This window comes from Streptomyces sp. NPDC005262 (genome assembly GCF_042872425.1).
GTDB lineage: Bacteria > Actinomycetota > Actinomycetes > Streptomycetales > Streptomycetaceae > Streptomyces.
In genome coordinates, this window is the sequence record NZ_JBIAKK010000017.1 from 23,361 (window position 1) to 43,032 (window position 19,672).

The 19,672-nt window shown below is 71.3% G+C and carries 21 protein-coding genes; 9 read left to right on the top strand and 12 right to left on the bottom strand.

Translation table 11 applies throughout. The features are described from left to right. Window positions 1–27: 27 nt before the first annotated feature. From ACFYP5_RS31125 to ACFYP5_RS31135, 3 genes are all read left to right on the top strand, one after another. On the top strand, window positions 28–765 hold the full coding sequence (locus ACFYP5_RS31125; RefSeq protein WP_389042112.1) for a TetR/AcrR family transcriptional regulator: 738 nt from the start codon (window positions 28–30) through the stop codon (window positions 763–765). Between the two features lie 126 nt (window positions 766–891). Beyond that, window positions 892–2,301: a sensor histidine kinase gene (locus tag ACFYP5_RS31130; RefSeq protein ID WP_389042113.1), complete on the top strand. Its 1,410-nt coding sequence runs from the start codon at window positions 892–894 to the stop codon at window positions 2,299–2,301. Then, entirely contained in the window at window positions 2,298–2,963 is a 666-nt protein-coding gene (locus ACFYP5_RS31135) for a response regulator (RefSeq protein ID WP_389042114.1), read from the top strand. Before ACFYP5_RS31130 ends, ACFYP5_RS31135 begins: the two co-directional genes overlap by 4 nt. On the opposite strand, the gene ACFYP5_RS31140 is transcribed toward ACFYP5_RS31135, so the two are convergent. Both ACFYP5_RS31140 and ACFYP5_RS31145 read right to left on the bottom strand, forming a co-directional pair. Continuing rightward, a complete protein-coding gene (locus ACFYP5_RS31140; protein WP_389042115.1) occupies window positions 2,924–3,244 on the bottom strand; it encodes a DUF6332 family protein in 321 nt (106 codons plus the stop codon). The genes ACFYP5_RS31135 and ACFYP5_RS31140 overlap by 40 nt on opposite strands. Before the next feature lie 102 nt (window positions 3,245–3,346). Further along, complete coding sequence (locus ACFYP5_RS31145) at window positions 3,347–4,861, bottom strand: MFS transporter (RefSeq protein ID WP_389042116.1); 1,515 nt, start codon at window positions 4,859–4,861, stop codon at window positions 3,347–3,349. A gap of 87 nt (window positions 4,862–4,948) precedes the next feature. Between ACFYP5_RS31145 and ACFYP5_RS31150 the strand changes: the two genes are divergently transcribed. After that, a complete protein-coding gene (locus ACFYP5_RS31150) occupies window positions 4,949–5,350 on the top strand; it encodes a MarR family winged helix-turn-helix transcriptional regulator (protein WP_389042117.1) in 402 nt (133 codons plus the stop codon). A gap of 44 nt (window positions 5,351–5,394) precedes the next feature. On the opposite strand, the gene ACFYP5_RS31155 is transcribed toward ACFYP5_RS31150, so the two are convergent. Beyond that, complete coding sequence (locus ACFYP5_RS31155; RefSeq protein WP_389042118.1) at window positions 5,395–6,156, bottom strand: maleylpyruvate isomerase family mycothiol-dependent enzyme; 762 nt, start codon at window positions 6,154–6,156, stop codon at window positions 5,395–5,397. Window positions 6,157–6,283: 127 nt separating this feature from the next. Further along, window positions 6,284–7,501, bottom strand: a complete 1,218-nt coding sequence (locus ACFYP5_RS31160; RefSeq protein WP_389042119.1) for an MFS transporter — start codon at window positions 7,499–7,501, stop codon at window positions 6,284–6,286. A 241-nt stretch (window positions 7,502–7,742) separates the two neighbouring features. On the opposite strand from ACFYP5_RS31160, the gene ACFYP5_RS31165 reads away from it, so the two are divergent. Then, a complete protein-coding gene (locus ACFYP5_RS31165; RefSeq protein WP_389042120.1) occupies window positions 7,743–8,957 on the top strand; it encodes an ROK family protein in 1,215 nt (404 codons plus the stop codon). 86 nt (window positions 8,958–9,043) lie between these two features. Here ACFYP5_RS31165 and ACFYP5_RS31170 read toward each other — a convergent pair whose 3' ends face one another. The 3 genes from ACFYP5_RS31170 to ACFYP5_RS31180 are packed head-to-tail and all read right to left on the bottom strand — an operon-like array spanning window position 9,044 to window position 11,122. After that, on the bottom strand, window positions 9,044–9,940 hold the full coding sequence (locus tag ACFYP5_RS31170; protein ID WP_389042121.1) for a phosphotriesterase: 897 nt from the start codon (window positions 9,938–9,940) through the stop codon (window positions 9,044–9,046). Continuing rightward, the gene (locus tag ACFYP5_RS31175) at window positions 9,934–10,515 is read right to left on the bottom strand and encodes a DUF4865 family protein (protein ID WP_389042122.1); all 582 of its coding nucleotides are present in this window, start codon (window positions 10,513–10,515) and stop codon (window positions 9,934–9,936) included. Before ACFYP5_RS31175 ends, ACFYP5_RS31170 begins: the two co-directional genes overlap by 7 nt. Window positions 10,516–10,552: 37 nt before the next feature. Continuing rightward, window positions 10,553–11,122, bottom strand: a complete 570-nt coding sequence (locus tag ACFYP5_RS31180) for a TetR/AcrR family transcriptional regulator (protein ID WP_389042123.1) — start codon at window positions 11,120–11,122, stop codon at window positions 10,553–10,555. A gap of 203 nt (window positions 11,123–11,325) precedes the next feature. Between ACFYP5_RS31180 and ACFYP5_RS31185 the strand changes: the two genes are divergently transcribed. The 3 genes from ACFYP5_RS31185 to ACFYP5_RS31195 are packed head-to-tail and all read left to right on the top strand — an operon-like array spanning window position 11,326 to window position 14,971. Beyond that, window positions 11,326–11,628: an SHOCT domain-containing protein gene (locus ACFYP5_RS31185; protein WP_389042124.1), complete on the top strand. Its 303-nt coding sequence runs from the start codon at window positions 11,326–11,328 to the stop codon at window positions 11,626–11,628. Then, the gene (locus ACFYP5_RS31190; RefSeq protein ID WP_389042125.1) at window positions 11,625–12,404 is read left to right on the top strand and encodes an ABC transporter ATP-binding protein; all 780 of its coding nucleotides are present in this window, start codon (window positions 11,625–11,627) and stop codon (window positions 12,402–12,404) included. Before ACFYP5_RS31185 ends, ACFYP5_RS31190 begins: the two co-directional genes overlap by 4 nt. Further along, a complete protein-coding gene (locus ACFYP5_RS31195; RefSeq protein WP_389042126.1) occupies window positions 12,401–14,971 on the top strand; it encodes an ABC transporter permease in 2,571 nt (856 codons plus the stop codon). Before ACFYP5_RS31190 ends, ACFYP5_RS31195 begins: the two co-directional genes overlap by 4 nt. Window positions 14,972–15,087: 116 nt before the next feature. Here ACFYP5_RS31195 and ACFYP5_RS31200 read toward each other — a convergent pair whose 3' ends face one another. Further along, window positions 15,088–15,606 (bottom strand): ATP-binding protein, encoded by a 519-nt coding sequence (locus ACFYP5_RS31200; RefSeq protein ID WP_389042127.1) that lies wholly within the window; start codon window positions 15,604–15,606, stop codon window positions 15,088–15,090. Window positions 15,607–15,848: 242 nt separating this feature from the next. After that, window positions 15,849–16,166: a hypothetical protein gene (locus ACFYP5_RS31205; protein WP_389042128.1), complete on the bottom strand. Its 318-nt coding sequence runs from the start codon at window positions 16,164–16,166 to the stop codon at window positions 15,849–15,851. 250 nt (window positions 16,167–16,416) lie between these two features. Between ACFYP5_RS31205 and ACFYP5_RS31210 the strand changes: the two genes are divergently transcribed. Then, window positions 16,417–17,550, top strand: a complete 1,134-nt coding sequence (locus ACFYP5_RS31210) for a PLP-dependent cysteine synthase family protein (RefSeq protein WP_389042129.1) — start codon at window positions 16,417–16,419, stop codon at window positions 17,548–17,550. 28 nt (window positions 17,551–17,578) lie between these two features. On the opposite strand, the gene ACFYP5_RS31215 is transcribed toward ACFYP5_RS31210, so the two are convergent. The 3 genes from ACFYP5_RS31215 to ACFYP5_RS31225 all read right to left on the bottom strand — a co-directional run bounded on the left by ACFYP5_RS31215 (window position 17,579) and on the right by ACFYP5_RS31225 (window position 19,533). Continuing rightward, on the bottom strand, window positions 17,579–18,064 hold the full coding sequence (locus tag ACFYP5_RS31215) for an SRPBCC family protein (protein ID WP_389042130.1): 486 nt from the start codon (window positions 18,062–18,064) through the stop codon (window positions 17,579–17,581). Between the two features lie 102 nt (window positions 18,065–18,166). Then, entirely contained in the window at window positions 18,167–18,613 is a 447-nt protein-coding gene (locus ACFYP5_RS31220; RefSeq protein ID WP_389042131.1) for an SRPBCC family protein, read from the bottom strand. Window positions 18,614–18,687: 74 nt separating this feature from the next. After that, the gene (locus ACFYP5_RS31225; RefSeq protein ID WP_388741554.1) at window positions 18,688–19,533 is read right to left on the bottom strand and encodes a DeoR/GlpR family DNA-binding transcription regulator; all 846 of its coding nucleotides are present in this window, start codon (window positions 19,531–19,533) and stop codon (window positions 18,688–18,690) included. Window positions 19,534–19,672 lie beyond the last annotated feature (139 nt).

Genomic DNA, 19,672 nt, shown 5'->3' on the forward strand with positions numbered 1-19,672 from the left:
CTCCAGGTTCATGGCAGACTGATCGCCATGAGCACCATCCGAGGAGCCAGGGAACGGGCCCGTATCGAAGTCACCGCCGCCATCAAGGACGAGGCGAGGAAACAGCTCGCAGCCGACGGCGCCGCAAGACTTTCGCTGCGCGCCGTCGCCCGCGAACTGGGCATGGTCTCGTCCGCGCTCTACCGCTACTTCCCCAGCCGCGACGAGCTGCTCACGGCCCTGATCGTGGATGCGTACGACGCCGTGGGCGAGGCCGCCGAAGCCGCCGACCGGGCATCCTGCGCAGACCCGTCCGCCTCCGCCCGCCACCTCGTCCGCTGGACCGCGGTCGCCTGCGCGGTACGCGACTGGGCCCTCGCCCACCCCCATGAGTACGGTCTGATCTACGGCTCGCCGGTGCCCGGTTACACCGCGCCCCAGGCGACGGTCGGCCCCGCCTCCCGCGTCGGCCTCGTCCTCATCGCGATCGTCGGCGACGCCTACCGCACGCACGGTCTCGCGCTGCCGCCGCTGGCCGCCGAACTGCGTTCCGAGGCCGAACGGATGGCCGCCGACTTCGCCCCCGACCTTCCCCCGGCGGTGGTCCCCCCGCTCGTGGCCGCATGGTCGCAGCTCTTCGGGCTGATCTCCTTCGAGACCTTCGGGCAGTTCAACCGGATGGTCGAGGCGCGGGAGGCCTTCTTCCGGCAGGCCGTCGGCGAACTGGCGCGTCACGTCGGACTGCTCGGCGACCGGGGCGGTCGTGAGCCGGGCACCGGTGCCTGAGCCCGTCGCGGCTCTTTGCCCGCGCCCGCTCGCAAGCCGCGCCGTCGGTGTACTCCGTTGGGAGTACGCGTGATCACCACGCCCGGCTGACGCCGCTGCCGTGGCCCGCCGTCTAGCGTTGCCGGTATGGAAGAGCAGCGCTCACACGGAAGCGGCGATCCCCCTCGGGTGCAGGGCGGACAGCCGCAACGGCGGTCCTGGATGCACGCGGGCCCCGGCGGACCGTGGGAGCATGGCGGGCCGCCCCGCTGGCTGACACCGAGGAGCGCGCGGTCCGCCGCCCGCCTGCCGTGGCCGTCCACGCTCCTGCTCGGTGCGATCGTCATGATCGGCTCGACCGTCGCGGCCCGGGGCCAGCTCGGCGAGCGCGCGCCGTTGGACCTCTTCGCCCGGGCCCTGCTCTTCATCGCCGTCGCCGTGCTCCTGCTGCGCCACCGCCGCCCCGTCCTGTCGGTGTTCGTCTCCGCGGCCGCGGCCACGGTCTATCTCGGGGCCGGCTACCCGTACGGTCCGGTCTTCCTGGCCGTCGCCGTCGGTTGCTTCAGCGCCGTTGTCGCGGGGCACCGGCGGGCCGCCTGGTCGGCCGTGGGGATGGTGTGGGTGGGGCATCTGCTGGTGGCCCACTGGCTCTACCGCTGGCTGCCGCCGAACGGCGACTCGGCCGCACCTTGGGGGCAGGAAGTGGGCGTCGCCGCCTGGGTGGTGGCGATCGTCGCGGCAGCGGAGTTCGTGCGTGTACGCCGTGAGCAGTGGGCGGCACAGCGGGCCGAGAGGGACGCCGCGGAGAAACGGCGGGCCGACGAGGAGCGGCTGCGCATGGCCCGGGAGCTCCATGACGTGCTCGCTCACAGCATCTCCGTCATCAATGTCCAGGCGGGCGTCGGACTCGCGCTGCTCGACTCCGATCCCGAGCAGGCGCGTACGGCCCTCACCACGATCAAGGCGGCGAGCAAGGAGGCGCTCGGGGAGGTCCGTCAGGTCCTCGACACGCTCCGTACCCCCGGTGACGCGCCCCGGGCCCCGGCGCCCGGCCTCGACCGGCTGCCCGAGCTGGTCGATCAGGCGGCGAGTGCCGGACTGACCGTCACGGTGGAGACGGACGGCGTACGGAACGCCGTCCCGCCCGGTGCGGATCTGGCGGCCTTCCGGATCGTGCAGGAGGCGCTGACGAATGTGGTGCGGCATTCGGGCTCGCGCAGCGCGCGGGTCCGGATCGGTTACGGGGCAGGCCGCATCGGGCTCCGTATCGACGACGACGGACCCGCCACCGGCGGTGACGCGGGAGGCAGCGGCAACGGCCTGGCCGGGATGCGTGAGCGGGCCGCCGCGCTGGGCGGCACGATCGAAGCTGGCCCCCGGCCCGACGGAGGCTTCCGGGTGCGGGCCGAACTCCCCCTGCGTTCGGCGCCACCGGAAGGCACCGCCCCGGACGCGACGGGGGACCCCGGGCAGGACACGACACGGAACACGACGGGATACCCCGGGCAGGACACGACGGGGGACACTGTGCAGGACACGACGGAGGAGACACCGTGATCCGGGTACTGCTCGCCGATGACCAGCTGTTGGTCCGGGCCGGTTTCCGCGCCCTGCTGGACGCCCAGCCGGACATCGAGGTGGCGGGGGAGGCCGCCGACGGCGAGGAGGCCGTACGTCTGGTGCGCGAACTGCGTCCGGACACCGTGCTGATGGACATCCGGATGCCGCATCTCGACGGCCTCGCCGCCACCCGCGCGATCACCGGCGATCCGGAACTCGACGACGTCAAGGTGGTCATGCTCACCACCTTCGAGCTCGACGAGTACGTCTTCGAGGCGATCCGCTCCGGCGCCTCCGGCTTCCTGGTCAAGGACACCGAGCCCGAGGAGCTGCTGCGGGCGGTACGGGCCGTGGTGGGCGGCGACGCCCTGCTCTCGCCCGGGGTCACCCGTCGGCTGATCGCCGAGTTCGCGGCCCGCTCCAAGGAGCCTGCGGCTGCGACGGGACTGAGCGAACTCACCGAACGTGAACGGGAAGTGATGACTCTGGTCGGCATCGGCCTCACCAACGAGGAGATCGCCCGCCGACTCGTCGTCAGCCCGCTCACCGCCAAGACCCATGTCAGCCGCACCATGGTGAAGCTCGGTGCTCGCGACCGGGCCCAACTCGTGGTGCTCGCCTATGAGTCGGGGCTCGTACGCCCCGGTTGGCTCGGCTGAGACGGAGCCGGGGCCTGCGGGCCGTCCGTGCCGGCCGGACGCCGTCCGCCACGGCGGGGAAAGCCCCACAGCACATCGACGAGGCGGGCGATGAAGACGACGGCTGCGACGACGGCTCCGATCCGGTCCAGCACATGTTCGGCCGTACGGGGCAGATCGAGGTACACGGTGGTCATGGCGACCGCCACGAACGCGGCCGCGGCCAGAAAGGCCGCGCTCACCAGAGCGAAACCGATCTCGACGGTCATGGCGTCCCGGTCTTCCTGACTTCGGCGTCCCACGTCCGAAGTGTCACAGGGGCGGTGGGCGACGGACAAGGATGCCTCGCCGTCCACCGCCCCGTTCCCCTCGCCGGTCAGCCAAGGGGGGCAGTGCCGGGCCGGTCAGTCCCGGACCGCCACCTTCTGCGCGGCCGACTGCTGGGCGGCCGATGCCTCGGCGGCGGCCCGGTCGCCCTCGGACGACGCGACCAGCACGGAGTGCTGCACGGGCCTGCGGCGACGCAGCCCGGTCAGCGTGATCAGCAGCCCGGCGAACGCGATCGCCGTCACCACCACGAGACCCGGCCGGTAGCTGTCGAGGACCGCCTGCGAGGAACCGTCCCCGCTGCCGTGCGCCGTGATCACCGCGGTCACGACGGCCAGGAAGATCGCCCCGCCGACCTGGATCGAGGTGTTCAGCAGGCCCGACACCATGCCCTGTTCGTCGTCGTCGACCCCGTTGGTGGCCTGGATGTTGAGCGACGGGAAGGTCAGTGCGCAGGCCGCGCCCAGCAGCAGCATCGAGGGCAGGATGACCGCCGCGTACGACGGTGTGAGGGTGATCCGCAGGAAGAGCCCGTAGCCGACGACGAGGAAGGTGAAGCCTGCCGCGATCACACGCGGCGTCCCGAACCGGTCGACCACATCACCGATCTTCGTCGACGACAGCGCGACCAGCACCCCGGCGGGCAGGAAGGCCAGCGCGGTCTGCAGGGCCGACCAGCCGAGCAGTGACTGCATGTACTGGGTGACCAGGAACTGGAAGCCGACGTAGCTGCCGAAGAACGCAGCTGCGCCCAGTTGCGCCCTGACCTGGCTGCCGGAGCGCAGCACACCGAGCCGGATCAGCGGGTTCGCGGTGCGTCGTTCGATGGTGACGAAGACGGTCAGCAGTACGGCGACGGCGAGGAACGACAGCAGGGTCCGGGCGGAGGTCCAGCCGGCCTCCGGGGCCTGGACGACAGTGAACACCAGCAGCAGCATGGAGGCCGTACCGGTGACGGCGCCCGGCAGGTCGTAACCGCGATGGGTATCCTCCCGGTCGCTGTGCGGGATCAGCCGCAGCCCCGCCACCAGGGCGATCAGTGCGATGGGGGCGGGCAGCAGCATGGTCCAGCGCCAGGAGAGCTGGGTGAGCAGACCGGACAGCACCAGGCCCATGGAGAAGCCGGTGGCCGCGCACGTGGTGTAGATGGACAGCGCGCGGTTGCGCTGCGGCCCTTCCTTGAACGTCGTGGTGATGATCGAGAGCCCGGCCGGTGCGGTGAACGCCGCGCTCAGCCCCTTGATGAAGCGGCTGGCGATCAGCAGCGGCCCGGAGTCGACGAATCCGCCGAGCAGCGAGGCGAGGGCGAAGACGCCGAGCGCGATCAGGAAGACCTGGCGCCTGCCGAGCAGATCGGCCGCGCGGCCGCCCAGGAGCAGCAGTCCGCCGTAGCCGAGGATGTACCCGCTGACGATCCACTGCAGGGTCGAGGTGGTCAGATCGAGGTCGTCGGCGATGGACGGCAGGGCGACGCCGACCATGGAGACGTCCAGCGCGTCCAGGAACATCGCGGCGCAGAGCACGAGCAGGGTGCCCCACAGGCGTGGGCTCCAAGGCGCATGGGAATCGGAGGCGTTGAGCGGAGAGGTCATGACCACGAAGGTACATGCACATGCATTGAATGCAAGTGCATTTAATTCCGATGCAACAAACGGCTCCAACTCTGCTAACGTGCGGTCATGGCAGCGAACAAGCCCGAGCGGGTGCTCGTCGACGAGTGGCGGGACATCCTTGCGCTGCATGCCAGGACGTTGTGCGAGCTCGATCGTGAGCTGCACCGGCACGGCCTCGGCGCCAGCGACTTCGAGGTGCTCGACGTCCTGGCGGAGAGCGCGGCGGAGGACGGCGGCGCCGCCTTTCGCGTACAGGAGCTGGCCTCCCGGGTCCATCTCAGCCAGAGTGCGCTGTCACGCCTGATCGCGCGGCTGGAGAAGGACGAGCTCGTGTGTCGCGGGATGTGCAGCGAGGACCGGCGCGGAGTCCGGGTCGAGCTGACGGCGAAAGGCCGGGCGCGTCATGCCGAGGTCAAGCCGCTGCAGCGGTCGGTGCTCGCCCGGATGCTGGACGGCGCGACCGGCTGAGGGGGCTACCGGCCGCCGCAGGGTTCCTCGTTCCCGTACGTCTGTCAGGACCAGGTGACTCCGGAGTTCTCGCACCAGAGGCGGGCCAGTCCCCGGTCACCCGTCACCGTGACCGCGGTGAGCGGCAGCCTGTTCCAGAGCGTCAGATAGAGCCCCTCGGCCGTGCCACTCAATTCGCAGTCAACGGACCCTGCCCGATGTGTGTCGGCCTCCGATTCGCGTACGGCCTGCGGCGGCTCCGGCGAGAGCCGTACGGTCCATGCGTCGCCCGTGTCCGTGGCGCGTATCCGCAGCGTGCGCGGTGCGTCGGTGCGCACTCTGCTCTTCGGGCGGGCGTGGAACCCGAACAGCAGCTCGTCGATCCCGTCCAGCGCCTGGCCGGCCGCCACGCCCGAGAGCGGGCCGCCGCGCGCTGACTCGGCGTCCACCCGGTGAATCGTCGTCTCGTGGGCCTGCCGCCGTGCCCAGAACGCCAGCGGGGAGGGCGCGGGCAGAAAGGTCCAGCACTCCAGGTCGGCCGAGGCGCTCTCCAGCGCGTTCACCAGCAGGCCGTGACCTTCGCGGAACCAGTCGAGCAACTCCCCGCCGTCCAGATCGGGTTCGCCCCCGTCGTGGTGGTACGAGGTGTGCCCCTCGGCGACGTAAGCGGTCGCCCAGCGGTGCACCATGCCGGTGTGCCGGAGCAGATTGCGCACCTGCCAGCCCGGGCATGTCGGCACCGAAGCGCCTGGCCCGGCCTGCTCCGCCGCGCCGGCCAGCAAGTGTCCTGCGTCCGTGAGGGACTTGACGTGGTCCGTGGTCTCCATGGCGGAGATGATGCCAGTGGCTCAGACGACCTGGGGACGGGCGGTACGGGATCGTCCCCCGCCGCGCACCATTCGTACTCAACCGGGCCCATGTGCGTGCAGCGGAGGTCTGTCCCGTCCACGGCGATCAGGCACGGGCCGTCGCATGCCGTGCCGCGTACCCCAGCGCCGCCGCCGCACCGGCGAGCACCGCCACCGTCGTGAGGGCCAGCGGCAGCGAGAACCAGTCGGCCAGGAACCCGATGGCGGGCGGTCCGAGCAGCATCCCGCCGTAGCCGATCGTCGACGCGACGGCGACTCCGCTCGGGCCGGCCAGCTCGCCGGCCCGGCCGACCGCGACGGGGAAGATGTTCGCCAGGCCGAGTCCGGCGACGGCGAAGCCGAGAAGGGCGAGCCAGGTGGTCGGTGCCAGCGATCCGAGGAGCATTCCGGCCGCGCCCGTCGCGCCGCCCGCGACGAGCGTGCGGGTCTGGCCGAGCCGTTCGAGCAGAGCGGTGCCGGTGAGCCTGCCCGCGGTCATGGCCAGGGCGAACAGCGAGTATCCGGCGGCAGCGACGCCCGGACGGGCGTGCAGGTCCTGAGCCAGATGGAGCGCGCTCCAGTCGGCCAGGGCCCCTTCCCCGTACGCGGTGCAGAGCGCGATCACGCCGAACAGCAGGACCAGGTTGCGGGCCCGCCCGGCCATCCGGCGCGGCGGCCCGGCAGGGTCCGCCGCGGTCGCCGCCCGGGGAGCCGGGTACCGGAGCAGGGTCGGTCCGGCGGCGGCGGTGACCAGCAGTCCGACCCCGGTGAGGATGAAGAGATGGGTGGCGGGGGAGAGGCCACTGGCGACCAGTCCGCCGAGCCCGGCGCCGAGCATGCCGCCGAGGCTGAACGCGGCGTGGAAGCTCGGCATCACCGGGCGCCGCAGGCCGGCGACCAGATCGACCGCGGCGCTGTTCATCGCGACGTTCATCGCGCCGTACGCGGCGCCGAAGACCAGCAGGACCAGACCGAGCGCGAGGGCCGAATGCGTCTGCGCGGGCAGGGCGATGGCGAGCGAGAGGAGTACTCCGCAGACCACCGTCAGAGGATGGCTGCCGAACCGCCTGCACAGCCTCCCGGCGAGCATCATGGTGATGACGGCTCCGGCGGAGACCCCGAGCAGGGCGAGGCCGAGGGTGGATGCGGAGGCGCCGGTCTGGTGCTTGATGGCCGGGATACGGACCACCCAGCCGGCGAAGAGGAAACCGTCGAGGGCGAAGAACACGGTCAGCGCGGTACGGAGGCGGGCCGACGAGGGTGGGGCGGTGTCTCCGCCAGGTCCCCCCGGTAGGGCCGTCCGCAGTTTGTTTAGTTGCGGCACAAAAGAAGCATAGGGGCCCGTGGACAAGGGATGCAAGACGGCGGACCGCCAGGGCCGACCCGGTCGAAAGGTGCGATCACGGCGACCGGGAGGAGCGATGACGGTGACGGGAAGAGGTGATCGCGGTGAGCAGGAGGGGTGGCCGCCATGGGCCGGAACGGCGGCCGCCGTGGCAGCACCCGGGCAGGAGCGCCCGACCGGAGCGTCGGCAGTCGCTCCGGATCATGGGAGACTCGCCCCCATGAACGGCAAGGCGACCACCACCCGGACGAAGCTGGAGAGGGGCCGGAGCGCGCTCGGGCCCGCCCTGGAACTGGTCCACACAGGACGCGCGCCCACCCGCGCTGTGCTCACCTCTGAGCTCGGCGTCACCCGCGCGACCGCCGGTGCGGTCGCCGCGGAGCTGGAGGCGCTCGGTCTCATCCGCGTCGACTCAAGCCCCGGTTCCGCGGCAGGCTCGCAGGGCCGTCCTTCGCACCGGCTGGCCGTCCGCGAGTCCGGCCCGGTCGCCATCGCCGCGCAGGTACATGCCGACGGGTTCCGTGCCGCGCTGGTGGGGCTCGGCGGACGGCTCGTCGCCACGGATCCCGGCTGCGTCACCGTCACATCGGACCCGGCCCAGGTCGTGGGCGAAGTCGTCGACGCATGCGCCCGCTTGCTGCGCGACAGCGGGCTGCGCTGCGTCGGTGCGGGCCTGGCCGTCCCGTCCGCCGTGGCCGAACCGGAGGGCACCGCTCTCAACCCACTGCACATCGCCTGGCCGGCAGGTTCCCAGGTCCGTGAGATCTTCGCCACGTGTGTACGTGAAGCCGGCATCCCCGGCCCCGCGTTCACCGGAAACGACGTCAACCTCGCCGCGCTGGCCGAGCACCGGCACGGCGCCGGCCGCGGAGCCCAGCATCTGCTCTGCGTGGCCACGGGCCATCGCGGCGTCGGCGGCGCCCTCGTCCTCGACGGCCGCCTGCACACCGGAAGTTCGGGGCTGGCCCTCGAGGTCGGCCATCTCACCGTCAATCCCGAGGGGCGTCCGTGCCACTGCGGCGGGCGCGGCTGCCTCGACGTCGAGACCGACCCGCTGGCCTTCCTCGTCGCCGCCCGCCGCGAACCGGGCCCCGAGGAGTCACTGCTCAAGCAGGCGAGCGACTTGCTGCGCACGGAGTACGAGGACCCGGGGGTACGGGCCGCGTCCGACGAACTGATCGACCGGCTCGGCCTCGGACTGGCCGGACTCGTCAACATCCTCAACCCGGACCGGATCATCCTCGGCGGACTGCACCGCGCACTGCTCGACGCCGACCCGGAGCGGCTGCGCGCCGTCGTCGCCGATCGCAGCCTGTGGGGGCGCAGCGGCAGTGTGCCGATCCTGCCGTGCACGCTCGATCACAACAGCCTCGTCGGCGCGGCCGAACTGGCCTGGCAGCCGGTGCTCGACGACCCGCTGGCCGCACTGGCCTGAACCGGCGGGGCGCCCCGTGTGCCGCTGCTCCGCGGTCCCCGGAGCCGCACGCTCGTAGCCGTGCCGGGAGTGGTCGCGCGGCAGGATCACGCGGTCGGCCCGAACGCGAACGCCCGCGCAGGATTCTCGATCAGTATCGCGTCCAACAGTTGCTTCCCCAGGGTGCGTTCGAGCTGAGGCCGCAACCGGCGCAGCAGATGCGGCATCCCCGGCGTCTCCGGCACCGTCGTGTCGCCACCCAGCAGCAGCTGTCCGCCGAACCCCGCGTCGGCCAGCGCCGCGAGCTCCTCCGGCAGACGCCAGTCCGTCGCATGGTTCGCCCGAGACGGACCGTCGAAGGCGAGAACGGCCCCCGCACGCGCCGCCTCGCGCTGGGTGAAGCCGTCCGGCGACCGGCCCAGGTGGCCGAGGACCACATGCTGGGGAGCCACTCCCAACTCCCCGCACAGCAGGTCCAGCACATCGAGTGCCGCCGTGCCCAGCTCCAGGTGGACCGCGATCGGTGCGCCCGTCCGTCGGTGGGCGTGGGCGGCGGCTGTCATGGTGAGCCGGGCATGGTCGTCGACGGTGTGGAAGGCGCCCGCGACCTTGATCAGCCCCGCCCGTACGCCCGTGGTGCCGATGCCTGTCGTCAGCTCCGTGACGAAGAGGTCGGCCAGGCCGTCCCGGACACGGCCGAGCAACTCCTTTGTGTAGTGCGCTGCTTGATGCAGACCGGTGGCCGCCACCACATGCGTGCCCGTCGAACGGGACAGCGACGCAAGCGTTTCGGCCCCGCGTCCCATCCCGTACGGCGTCCACTGCACCACCGACCGGCCCCCGAGAGCCAGGAAGTCGCGCAGCCGCCCGGCCGCTCGCTCGCGGTCGCCCAGCTCCTGGCCCGGCAGGGCCGGGCTGCGCAGAAAGAGATGGTCGTGGGCGTCGCACACGCCCAACTCCCCCGCAGGGATGTCGCCGAGGACTGTGCGAACCGTGGCTACCACTGCCTGCCCTCCCCGAGCCGATCGCGCTCCGGCGTGGACAGATGCAGCACCTCGTAGCGCTCTCCGGGCGCCTCGGGGGCGTCGTGCTCCCAGAGCGTGAAGTGGAGCAGCTCCCAGCGGCGGGGGTCGACAGCCAGCGCCGTGGCGACCGAGCCCGGGGCCTTCGCCCGGGTCCCGCTCTCCTCCAGCGCGGCCTCGACCGCGTCCGCCGGGGCCACCGAGGCCGGGATCGGCGCGCGGTGGCGGGTGGCCGTGCGGGGGAGGGCGGCCGACGCGGGGCCTTCCGCGTACGACAGGCCGGCCCAGTGCTGCACCTCGGGACGGCCGAAGTCGTCGACGACGCCCTGGAATCCGGGTCCCCAGAGGAACGCGTTCATGCCCTCGGGCGCCGTCCACAGGTACAGCGGCGCGTACTGATTGACCGGCGAGTGCGCGCCGTGTTCGCGTATCAGGTATGCCTTGATGCCCAGGCCGGGGAAGGTGTCGAGGAGGTGGCCCCTGGTTGCGACGCGGGTGCGGATGATCCCCATGTCGTAGTCGGCGGGCAGGGTGATCTCGTACTGCAGGGCATGCATCGCGTACTCCTCAGGCAGTAGTGGTGCGCGGGAGGGGTCAGGCGGAGCCGGTGCGTGGGGCGAGCAGCGAGAGCAGGCCCCTGACGCCCGCGTCGAAGGCCGCGGTGGAGCCCGAGGCGCGGGCCAGCACATAGCCGCCCTGCACCGTCGCCACCACCGTCGCCGCTATTTCGTCCGGGTTCAGCGAGCGGTCGAACTCGCCCTGGTCCAGGCCCTGCTGGACGATCTCACGGAGCCGTCCGCGCAGCCAGCCGATCGTCTCGTCGACGGGTGCGCGCAGCTTGTCGCTGGCGATGACGTCCGGGTCCATCGTCAGCCGGCCGACCGGGCAGCCGCGGAGCACGTCGCGCTCGCGCCGGAGGTACGCCGAGATCCGTTCGTACGCCGATCCCGGGCCGCCCAGCACCAGTTCGGCGGCGGCCCGCAGCTCCGCCGCCGTGCGCACGATGGCGGCGAGTGCCAGATCGGGTTTGCCCGCGAAGTGGTGGTACATGCTGCCCTGGCCGGCGCCTGCGTGCTGCTGGATGGCCTTCGGACTGGTGCCCACGTATCCGCGCTCCCACAGGAGCTCCTGGGTGGCTTCGATCAGACGGTCCGGAGTGCTCATGAACGCACTGTACATACTAGTAGGTACAGAACGCCAGGGAACATGTCCGGTCAGCGGGAGCAGCTGCCCGGAGGCCGCGTACTCCTACGGGGGTACGCACACGGCCGCTGGCCGTACGACGACTCGGACCCCCTTCCGGAGCCAGGCTCGTCAGCGACAGAACAACAGCGCAACAGAACCTCGCACCGAGGGAGCTGACCGAGATGAACACCCTGGCGTACTCCGGTGGACCCGGACCGTGGATCCTCCTCTTCCCACTGATCTGGGCGGCCGTCGTCGTCACCGTCGTCACCGTGCTGCGCCGTACCGGCCGGCGCGGCGGCCGGTACGGTCCGTGGAGCCTGCGCACCGCTCACGGCGCTCCAGGTCTCCCCGGCGAACAGTCGCCCATCACTCTGCTCGGCCGTCGTTTCGCGGCGGGAGAGATCGACGAGGACGAGTACTGGCGACGGCTCTCCGTGCTGGACGAGCAGTTCGGCCGCACCGGTCGGGGAGGTGCCGCATGACCACCACGGTCAGCGCGACCGCCACCGCCACCGCCGCCCGCGTCGTCGACGCCGTGAAGATCTACGGGACGGGCGACACCGAGGTCAGGGCTCTGGACGGGGTGAGCGTCGACTTCCCGGCAGGCCGCTTCACCGCGATCATGGGGCCCTCCGGCTGCGGCAAGTCCACCCTGATGCACTGCGCCGCCGGACTCGACACCCTCACCTCCGGCGCCGCCCTCATCGGTGACACCGACCTCAGCGTGCTCGACGACCGCAGGCTCACTCTGCTGCGCCGGCAGCGCATCGGCTTCGTCTTCCAGGCCTTCAACCTGATCCCGACCCTCACGGTCGCCGAGAACATCACCCTCCCCATGGACCTGGCCGGCGAGCGCGGTGACCAGGAGTGGATCGATGCCCTCATCGATACCGTGGGCCTGCGGGACCGGCTGCACCACCGGCCCGGCGAACTCTCCGGGGGGCAGCAGCAACGGGTCGCCGTGGGCCGCGCCTTCGCGGGCCGCCCCGATGTCGTGTTCGCCGACGAACCGACCGGCAATCTCGACTCCCGCTCCGGCCAGGAGGTGCTGCGGCTCCTCGGCCGCACCGTCCGGCACACCAGCCGTACGGTGGTCATGGTCACCCATGACCCGGTCGCCGCCGCCCACGCCGACGAGGTCGTCTTCCTCGCCGACGGACGCCTCGTCGACCGGATGCCGGATCCCACCGCGGAGCGCGTGCTCGACCGGCTCAAGGCCTTCGACCTCACACCCGGCACGACGGCGGGGACGTCATGACGAGCACCCGCGCCTCTGTGCGCCTCAGTGTCTCCTCGCTCCGTGCCCACAAGCGGCGGTTCGCCGGTACCTTCACTGCCGTACTGCTCGGTGTCGCCTTCCTCGTGGGCACGCTCGTCATGGGCGACACCCTGCGGGCGAGCTTCGACACGATGTTCGCCGACGCTGCGAGCGGCACCGACGCGGTCGTCCGCAGCGCCGATGTGGTGACGGTGTCCGGCGAGGGGGAGGGCACCCGGCAGCCAGTGAGCACCACCCTGGTGAAGAAGATCGAACAGACACCCGGTGTCGCCGCCGCGGCAGTCGACATCCAGGGCGCCGGCCAACTGCTCGGCGCCGAAGGCAAACCCGTCGGTGGCCAGGGCCCGCCCACCCTCGCGGGCAACTGGATCCAGGACCCGGAGCTCAACCCGTACGAACTCGCCGAAGGGCGCGCCCCGTCCGCGTCCGGTGAGGTCGTCATCAACCGCGGGACCGCCGACAGGGGCGGGCTGAAGATCGGTGACACGACCGTGCTGCGTACCCCCGACCCCGTGCGTGTCACGGTCGTCGGCCTGGCCACCTTCGGCGGCGAGGACGGCATGGGCCAGGTCACCTACACCGGGATGACGCAGGCCGACGCCGAGAAGTACCTCACGCCGAAACCCGGCGAGGCCGCCGGCATCCTGGTGCGTGCCGGGCCCGGCACCAGCCAGCAGGAGCTCGTGGACGCGCTGACTCCGATGCTGCCCGAGGACACCGAGGCCATCACCGGCCAGGCCGCCGCCACGGAGAACCAGAACATGATCTCCGGCGCGTTTCTCGGCCTGTTCACCACGCTGCTGCTGGTGTTCTCCGGAATCGTCCTGCTGGTCGCGACCTTCTCCATCCACAACACGTTCGCGATCGTCGTCGCCCAGCGCACCAGGGAGAACGCACTGCTGCGCGCCCTCGGTGCCTCTCGCCGACAGATCCTCGGGTCGACTCTCGTTGAGGCCGCCGTCGTCGGCGTGATCGCGTCCGCCGCGGGACTGGCCGCCGGCATCGGCATCGCCGCCGGGCTGCAGGCGCTGTTCCCCGCCGTCGGCTTCCCGTTTCCTGAGGGCGCGCTCGTGATCGGCGGTGTCTCGCTGCTGCTGCCGCTCGCCGTCGGCGTCATCGTCTGCCTCGGCTCCGCCCTCCTGCCTGCCGTTCGCGCGGGACGCACCGCACCGCTCGCGGCCCTGCGCGAGACCGCCGTCGACGACTCGGCGGCCTCCCGGACCCGCGCCGTCACCGGCGTCGCGCTGCTGCTCACCTCCGTCGGCGCGATCACGACCGGCATCCTGGCCGATCCGTCCCTCCGGCTGTCGGCCGCGGGTGCGGTCCTGGCGCTCGCCGCGTTCGTCGTGCTCGGTCCGGTCGCCTCCCCGTACGCCGTACGGGTCCTGGGTGCGCCGCTCGACCGGCTGCGCGGGGTCACCGGCGGACTCGCCAGGCGCAACGCCCTGCGCAGCCCGAAGCGGACCGCCGCCACCGCAACCGCACTGATGATCGGTGTTGCCGTCGTCTCGCTCTTCACGGTCTTCGGCGCCTCCCTGAAGGCCACCATGAACCGGACGGTGGACCGTTCCTTCGCCGGTGATGTCGCCATCAGCGCGCCCGCGTTCGGCGCCGGTGGCAGCGGTCTCAGCCCCGGGCTCGCCCCCGCAGTCGACCGGCTGCCCGTCGTGGCCACCGCGGTCGGCCTCGGCAAGGGTGTGGCGGAGGTGAACGGGGCGGGACGCGCCCTGACCGTCACCGACCCGGCCGCGCTGGCCAAGGTCTTCGACCTCGGCATGGTCCGGGGATCGATGAACGCACTGGGCGCGAACGGCATCGCCGTGTCCGGCACCGAAGCTGTCGAAAGGAATCTGCACACCGGTTCCACCGCCCGGCTCACCTTCCCGGACGGCAAGCAGCAGACCTTCACGGTCCGCGCGCTCTACGACCGGTCGGAGCTGGCGGGCAACTATGTGATCACGCGACAGGCGTGGGCTCCGCACCGTGCGCAGGACTCCGACACGTTGGTCGCCGTGATGTTCGAGGACGGGGTGTCCACCGCCGACGGCAAGACGGCCGTCGAGAAGACCGCGGCGGCGTACGGCAGTCCGGATGTACAGACCCGTGGTGAGTACGCGCAGTCCTCGGCCGGCTCCATCGACATGATGCTCACGCTGGTCTACGCGCTGCTGGCGCTCGCGGTACTGATCGCGCTGCTCGGCATCACCAACACCCTCACCCTGGCCATCCATGAACGCACCAGGGAACTGGGCCTGTTGCGGGCGGTCGGACAGACCCGGAGCCAGCTGCGGGCCATGGTCCGCTGGGAGTCCGTCCTGGTCGCCGCGTTCGGCACGGCGGGCGGCCTGCTGCTCGGCGGATTCCTCGGCTGGGTGCTGGTCAAGGCGTCCGAAGGCGCGGGTGACGCCCCGTTCGCCTTCGCGTTGCCGCCGGAGCGTCTCTTGATGGTCGCCCTGGTGGGGATCGCCGCCGGGGCCCTGGCCGGATGGCGACCCGCGCGGCGTGCGGCACGTCTGGACGTGCTCCGCGCCATCGCCACCGATTAGACGAACGCCCGCGGGACGCACGAGGAGCGGAGCGCCTCCGGGCGCCCCGCTCCTCGCGGCATCTCAGATCCGCAAGCGAGGCTCCGAGGCGCCCGCCAGGGATTACGCGACAGCCCTCAGCCCACCGCGGCGGACCGGGCGTCGGTGTGGGCCACCCTCTCCAGGGAGGGGATGTCGACATCGCCGAACGGACCGTCCGTCGTCGCCCCGTACACCGAGTGCGGCCGCACGGCGAACAGGGAAGGGGCCGGAAGGGTGAACCAGACGACCTTCCCGGCCCGGCCCCGCGGCCGGACCCCCCAGCTCTCGCTGACCGCGGCGATCAGGGCCAGCCCGCGCCCGGACGTGCTGGACGCGTCGGCCTCGCGCACGGTCGGCAGCCGCGGGTCGTGGTCGTGGACGGAGACAGTCAGTCGTTCGAGCAGGAACTCGATCTCTACGGTGCACGTCTTGTCCGGCTGTGCATGCCGGTGGACATTGGTCAGCAGTTCGGTGACGCCCAGCGCTGCCTGGTCGATCAGAGGGTCCAGATGCCAGTAGCGCAATTGCGCCGAGATGATTCTGCGGACCTGACCGATCCGCGACGGCAGGGCCTGCAGCTCCACCGTGCAGTGCCTGCTTGGCTCGCTGATCACGGCTGCGACTCCCCGAAATAGGTCCGGAAGAAGACGGCGGAACGGAGTCGGCGGAGAGCCGGCTGCCGTTCCCGGGCCGGCGGACTGGATCGCAGTGTCACCGCCGGTGAACCATGAGTGACGTGTGTCCAATGTCGCCCAGGGGTAACGGCTCCGCAACTTACGGTGTCCGTACGGCTCCACTCCGTCAGTGCCACCGTGTCGACCCTGTGATTTCGGCTGTGCGAGGTCGGCCCGCGATGTCAGTCCAGTCGGGCGCCCGCACTGCGCAGCGCCTCGAGGAACCGGTGCGACGGACCCGCTCGGTCCCGTCCGTGGTCGCGCTGTCCCATCGTCAACCGGTAGCGCGTCCCGTTGAATCGCGCCACCGCCGAGTCCGTACCCGCGAACCAAGGCCGACCCGCGCTGACCACCCCCACCGGGGCGCTGTCGATCTCTCGGCCGCAGCTGGTCAGCAGAGCCACCCGGCCGTCCTTCACGATCACCTGCCCGGCTCTCGTGAGCGAGCGGGCCCATCGTTCGATCCGTACCCCCGTCGCACTGAACTCCGTTGCCGTCATGACTGCTTCGCCTTCCTCATGCTTCCGACGGCAAGTCTGCATGTGGCCCGGCCGGTGCACCAGACCGTATCGGGGTTGGATGTCGCAATTGCGCCAGGGTGGGCGGCAGTCGTCCGGGCCGCCGAGGCCAAGGCAGGGCTATGGACCCCCAAAGTCAATGTTTGTGCAGGTAGGGGGCATATCGTTGAGGTGCAGAGTCCGGGGGTCCGGGGGGTCCGGCAGTCCGGTGACGACGAGCAGGAGCGTGCTGATGGGCACCAATGGGCACAGGCTTGACGGCCAGGTCGTGGCGACCGTCGACGTCGACCGCACCGACCACGAGTACCGGGCCTGGCTGAATGACGCCGTGCGCAAGGTCCAGGCCGACGCGAACCGTTCCGCCGACACGCATCTGCTGCGCTTCCCGCTGCCCGAGGCATGGGGGATCGATCTCTATCTCAAGGACGAGTCGACGCACCCCACGGGCAGCCTCAAGCACCGGCTGGCCCGCTCACTCTTCCTCTACGGGCTCTGCAACGGCTGGATCCGGCCGGGCAAGCCGGTGATCGAGGCGTCCAGCGGTTCGACTGCCGTCTCGGAGGCGTACTTCGCGAAGCTGATCGGGGTGCCGTTCATCGCGGTGATGCCGCGCACGACCAGCCCCGAGAAGTGCCGGCTGATCGAATTCCACGGCGGCCAGTGCCACTTCGTCGACGACGCCCAGAAGCTCTACGAGGAGTCGGCCAGGCTCGCCGCCGAGAGCGGCGGTCACTACATGGACCAGTTCACCTACGCCGAGCGGGCCACCGACTGGCGCGGCAACAACAACATCGCCGAGTCGATCTACCAGCAGCTGAGGCTGGAGCGCTACCCGGAACCCACCTGGATCGTCGCCACCGCCGGTACCGGCGGCACCTCGGCGACCATCGCCCGCTATGTGCACTACATGCAGTACGACACGCGGATCTGCGTGCCCGACCCGGAGAACTCCTGCTTCTTCGACGGCTGGACCCAGCACAACGCCCTCGCCACCAGCGACTGCGGTTCACGCATCGAAGGAATCGGCCGGCCCCGGATGGAACCCAGCTTCGTGCCCGGCGCCATCGACCGGATGATGAAGGTGCCGGACGCGGCCAGCGTCGCCACGGTGCGCGCCCTGGAGCAGGCCATCGGACGCAAGGCCGGGGGTTCCACCGGCACCGGGCTGTGGAGCGCGTTCAAGCTCGTCGCCGAAATGCTGGAACAGGGCCGGACCGGCAGCGTCGTCACGCTGCTCTGCGACCCGGGCGACCGCTACCTCGACAAGTACTACTCCGACGGCTGGCTCGCCGGACAGGGCCTCGACATCGCCCCGTACGCCGCCACGATCGAGCGCTTCCTGGCCACTGGCATCTGGCCCCGCTGAGTCCCGTCCCTCACCCGCGTCCGGGTCTTCAGGCGGCGGTGGCGGCGAGCCGCTCGTCGAGATTGCGCACCGCGTCCCGGAACGCCCGGGCCAGCCCGGCCCGGCCCAGCCGCAGGGTGAACCGGAACGGTGCCGGTCCGTCGGCGGCGAACGTCCACTGCACCCTCGTGCCCGTCCCGGTCGCGGACGGGGAGAGCCGCCACTCCTCCAACAGGGCTTGCAGTGCGGGCGCGTTGGTCTCGTCGACCCGGTAGGCGTACCGCTCGCCCGGCTCCTTGGCGAGAACCGTCTCCTGGAACAGGGTGCCGCCCTTCAGCCGGATCTCGCGGCCCGCACCGGCCGCGGTGGGGCGGGCGGCCGTCACCGCGGTGAACCAGGAGGGCCAGCCCTCGACATCCTCGGCGAGCGCCCGGTACACCACCTCGGGAGGTGCGGACACCTCCGCGGCGAACACCAGCCGCAGCGGAGCGACCGGGACGAAGTCGAGGTCCACGGAGCGGAGTCGACGTGCCATGGAACGCACCTCCCGTGCGATCGGCCGCGGACACGCCCCGTCCACGAGGAGTCACACCATATCTGTCGTACCGTCAGATGTCCGCACCGGTGCGTGCTGCAGCTACCGCCGCTCAGGGCCGTCCAGGAGACCGTCCAGCACCCGGCGGAAGATCCGGCGGCCCGCACCGGAGAGCAGGGCGTCCCCCCAGTGCGGCAGCAGCCGGACGCGCAACTCCTCCACCCACACCACATGGGATCCGCACTCCGCCGGATACACGTCGATCGAGGCCCGGCCCAGCACCACGGAGCCGCGCTTCTCCAGCCGGCAGAGCCCGGCCCGGCCGGCCGCGGGCGGCGCCCAGCGCACCACTTCCATCGGGTCGTCGAACCCCAGCGGGCCCACGCCCGTGCGGGCCACGAAGACAGTCCCGATTCCGGTGGGGAGCCCCGGCCGGACTCTGATCCGGGTGAGCGGGAGTTGCGCCGCGTGCCGTTCCCAGTCGGTCACCCGGCGCCATGACTCGGCGGCAGGAAGGGGAGTGAATCGCTCGATCCGGAAGACGGCCACAACACGATCCTAGGACGTGACGGCCGCGGCGCGCGCAGAGCGGAACGTATCGCTCGGCCCGTGTCGCCCGGTCCCTAGCTGCCGGACGGCTCGTCCTCGGCGGTCTCGCCCGCCACCACCAGGCCCGGCAGGTGCTCCTCGATCTCCTCGCGGGCCTGCGCCGACAGGCCGGAATCGGTGACGAGGGTGTCCACCTGCTCCAGCGTCGCGAACGAACTCAGGCCCACCGTGCCCCACTTGGTGTGGTCGGCGACGACCACCACCCGCCGCGCCGAGTGCACGAAGCGCCGGTTGGTCTCGGCCTCCGCCAGATTCGGCGTCGACAGCCCGGCCTCGACCGAGATCCCGTGCACCCCGAGGAACAGCACATCGAAGTGGAGCGAACCGATCGCCTGATCGGCGACCGGGCCGACCAGGGAGTCCGACGGAGTCCGTACCCCACCGGTGAGCACCACCGTGGCGGCCCCGGCCCGCGGTCCGCCCGTCGCCGCGGAACGCTGCGCGGTGTGGAATACATCGGCGACCCGCACCGAGTTCGTCACCACCGTCAGCTCAGGTACGTCCAGCAGATGCTGGGCAAGCGCATACGTGGTCGTACCACCGGAGAGCGCGATCGCACTGCCGGGCACGGCCATGGTCGCGGCCACCCGTGCGATGTCCTCCTTGGCGGTCAGCTCCAGCGTCGACTTCACCTCGAAGCCGGGCTCGTGCGTGCTCGCCTCGACGACCGGCACCGCACCGCCGTGCACCTTCTCGATGACACCCTGACGGGCCAGCGCGTCCAGATCCCGGCGGACGGTCATGTCGGAGACGCTGAGCTTGCGGGTCAGCTCATTGACCCTCACGCCTCCGCGCCTGCGCACCTCGTCGAGGATCAGGGCACGCCGCTGCTCCGCGAGGAGGTTCTGATTCTCGCTCAACGCCGGGTCCGGTCCTTCCCTCTCGCCTGCAGCAGGCTGGCCGTCTGTCGGACGGGGTCATCCTGCCACGCAGCTCCGTCCGGCGCCGCACTGGGGAGATTCGGTGAGACAGGTGCCACCTCGGCAGCTGTTCCGCGAT

Coding starts and splice junctions, on each gene's coding strand:
- ACFYP5_RS31125 (WP_389042112.1), top strand. CDS start 28: ATGAGCACCATCCGAGGAGCCAGGGAACGGGCCCGTATCGAAGTCACC.
- ACFYP5_RS31130 (WP_389042113.1), top strand. CDS start 892: ATGGAAGAGCAGCGCTCACACGGAAGCGGCGATCCCCCTCGGGTGCAG.
- ACFYP5_RS31145 (WP_389042116.1), bottom strand. CDS start 4,861: ATGACCTCTCCGCTCAACGCCTCCGATTCCCATGCGCCTTGGAGCCCA.
- ACFYP5_RS31150 (WP_389042117.1), top strand. CDS start 4,949: ATGGCAGCGAACAAGCCCGAGCGGGTGCTCGTCGACGAGTGGCGGGAC.
- ACFYP5_RS31155 (WP_389042118.1), bottom strand. CDS start 6,156: ATGGAGACCACGGACCACGTCAAGTCCCTCACGGACGCAGGACACTTG.
- ACFYP5_RS31165 (WP_389042120.1), top strand. CDS start 7,743: ATGAACGGCAAGGCGACCACCACCCGGACGAAGCTGGAGAGGGGCCGG.
- ACFYP5_RS31175 (WP_389042122.1), bottom strand. CDS start 10,515: ATGCATGCCCTGCAGTACGAGATCACCCTGCCCGCCGACTACGACATG.
- ACFYP5_RS31180 (WP_389042123.1), bottom strand. CDS start 11,122: ATGAGCACTCCGGACCGTCTGATCGAAGCCACCCAGGAGCTCCTGTGG.
- ACFYP5_RS31185 (WP_389042124.1), top strand. CDS start 11,326: ATGAACACCCTGGCGTACTCCGGTGGACCCGGACCGTGGATCCTCCTC.
- ACFYP5_RS31190 (WP_389042125.1), top strand. CDS start 11,625: ATGACCACCACGGTCAGCGCGACCGCCACCGCCACCGCCGCCCGCGTC.
- ACFYP5_RS31195 (WP_389042126.1), top strand. CDS start 12,401: ATGACGAGCACCCGCGCCTCTGTGCGCCTCAGTGTCTCCTCGCTCCGT.
- ACFYP5_RS31205 (WP_389042128.1), bottom strand. CDS start 16,166: ATGACGGCAACGGAGTTCAGTGCGACGGGGGTACGGATCGAACGATGG.
- ACFYP5_RS31210 (WP_389042129.1), top strand. CDS start 16,417: ATGGGCACCAATGGGCACAGGCTTGACGGCCAGGTCGTGGCGACCGTC.
- ACFYP5_RS31215 (WP_389042130.1), bottom strand. CDS start 18,064: ATGGCACGTCGACTCCGCTCCGTGGACCTCGACTTCGTCCCGGTCGCT.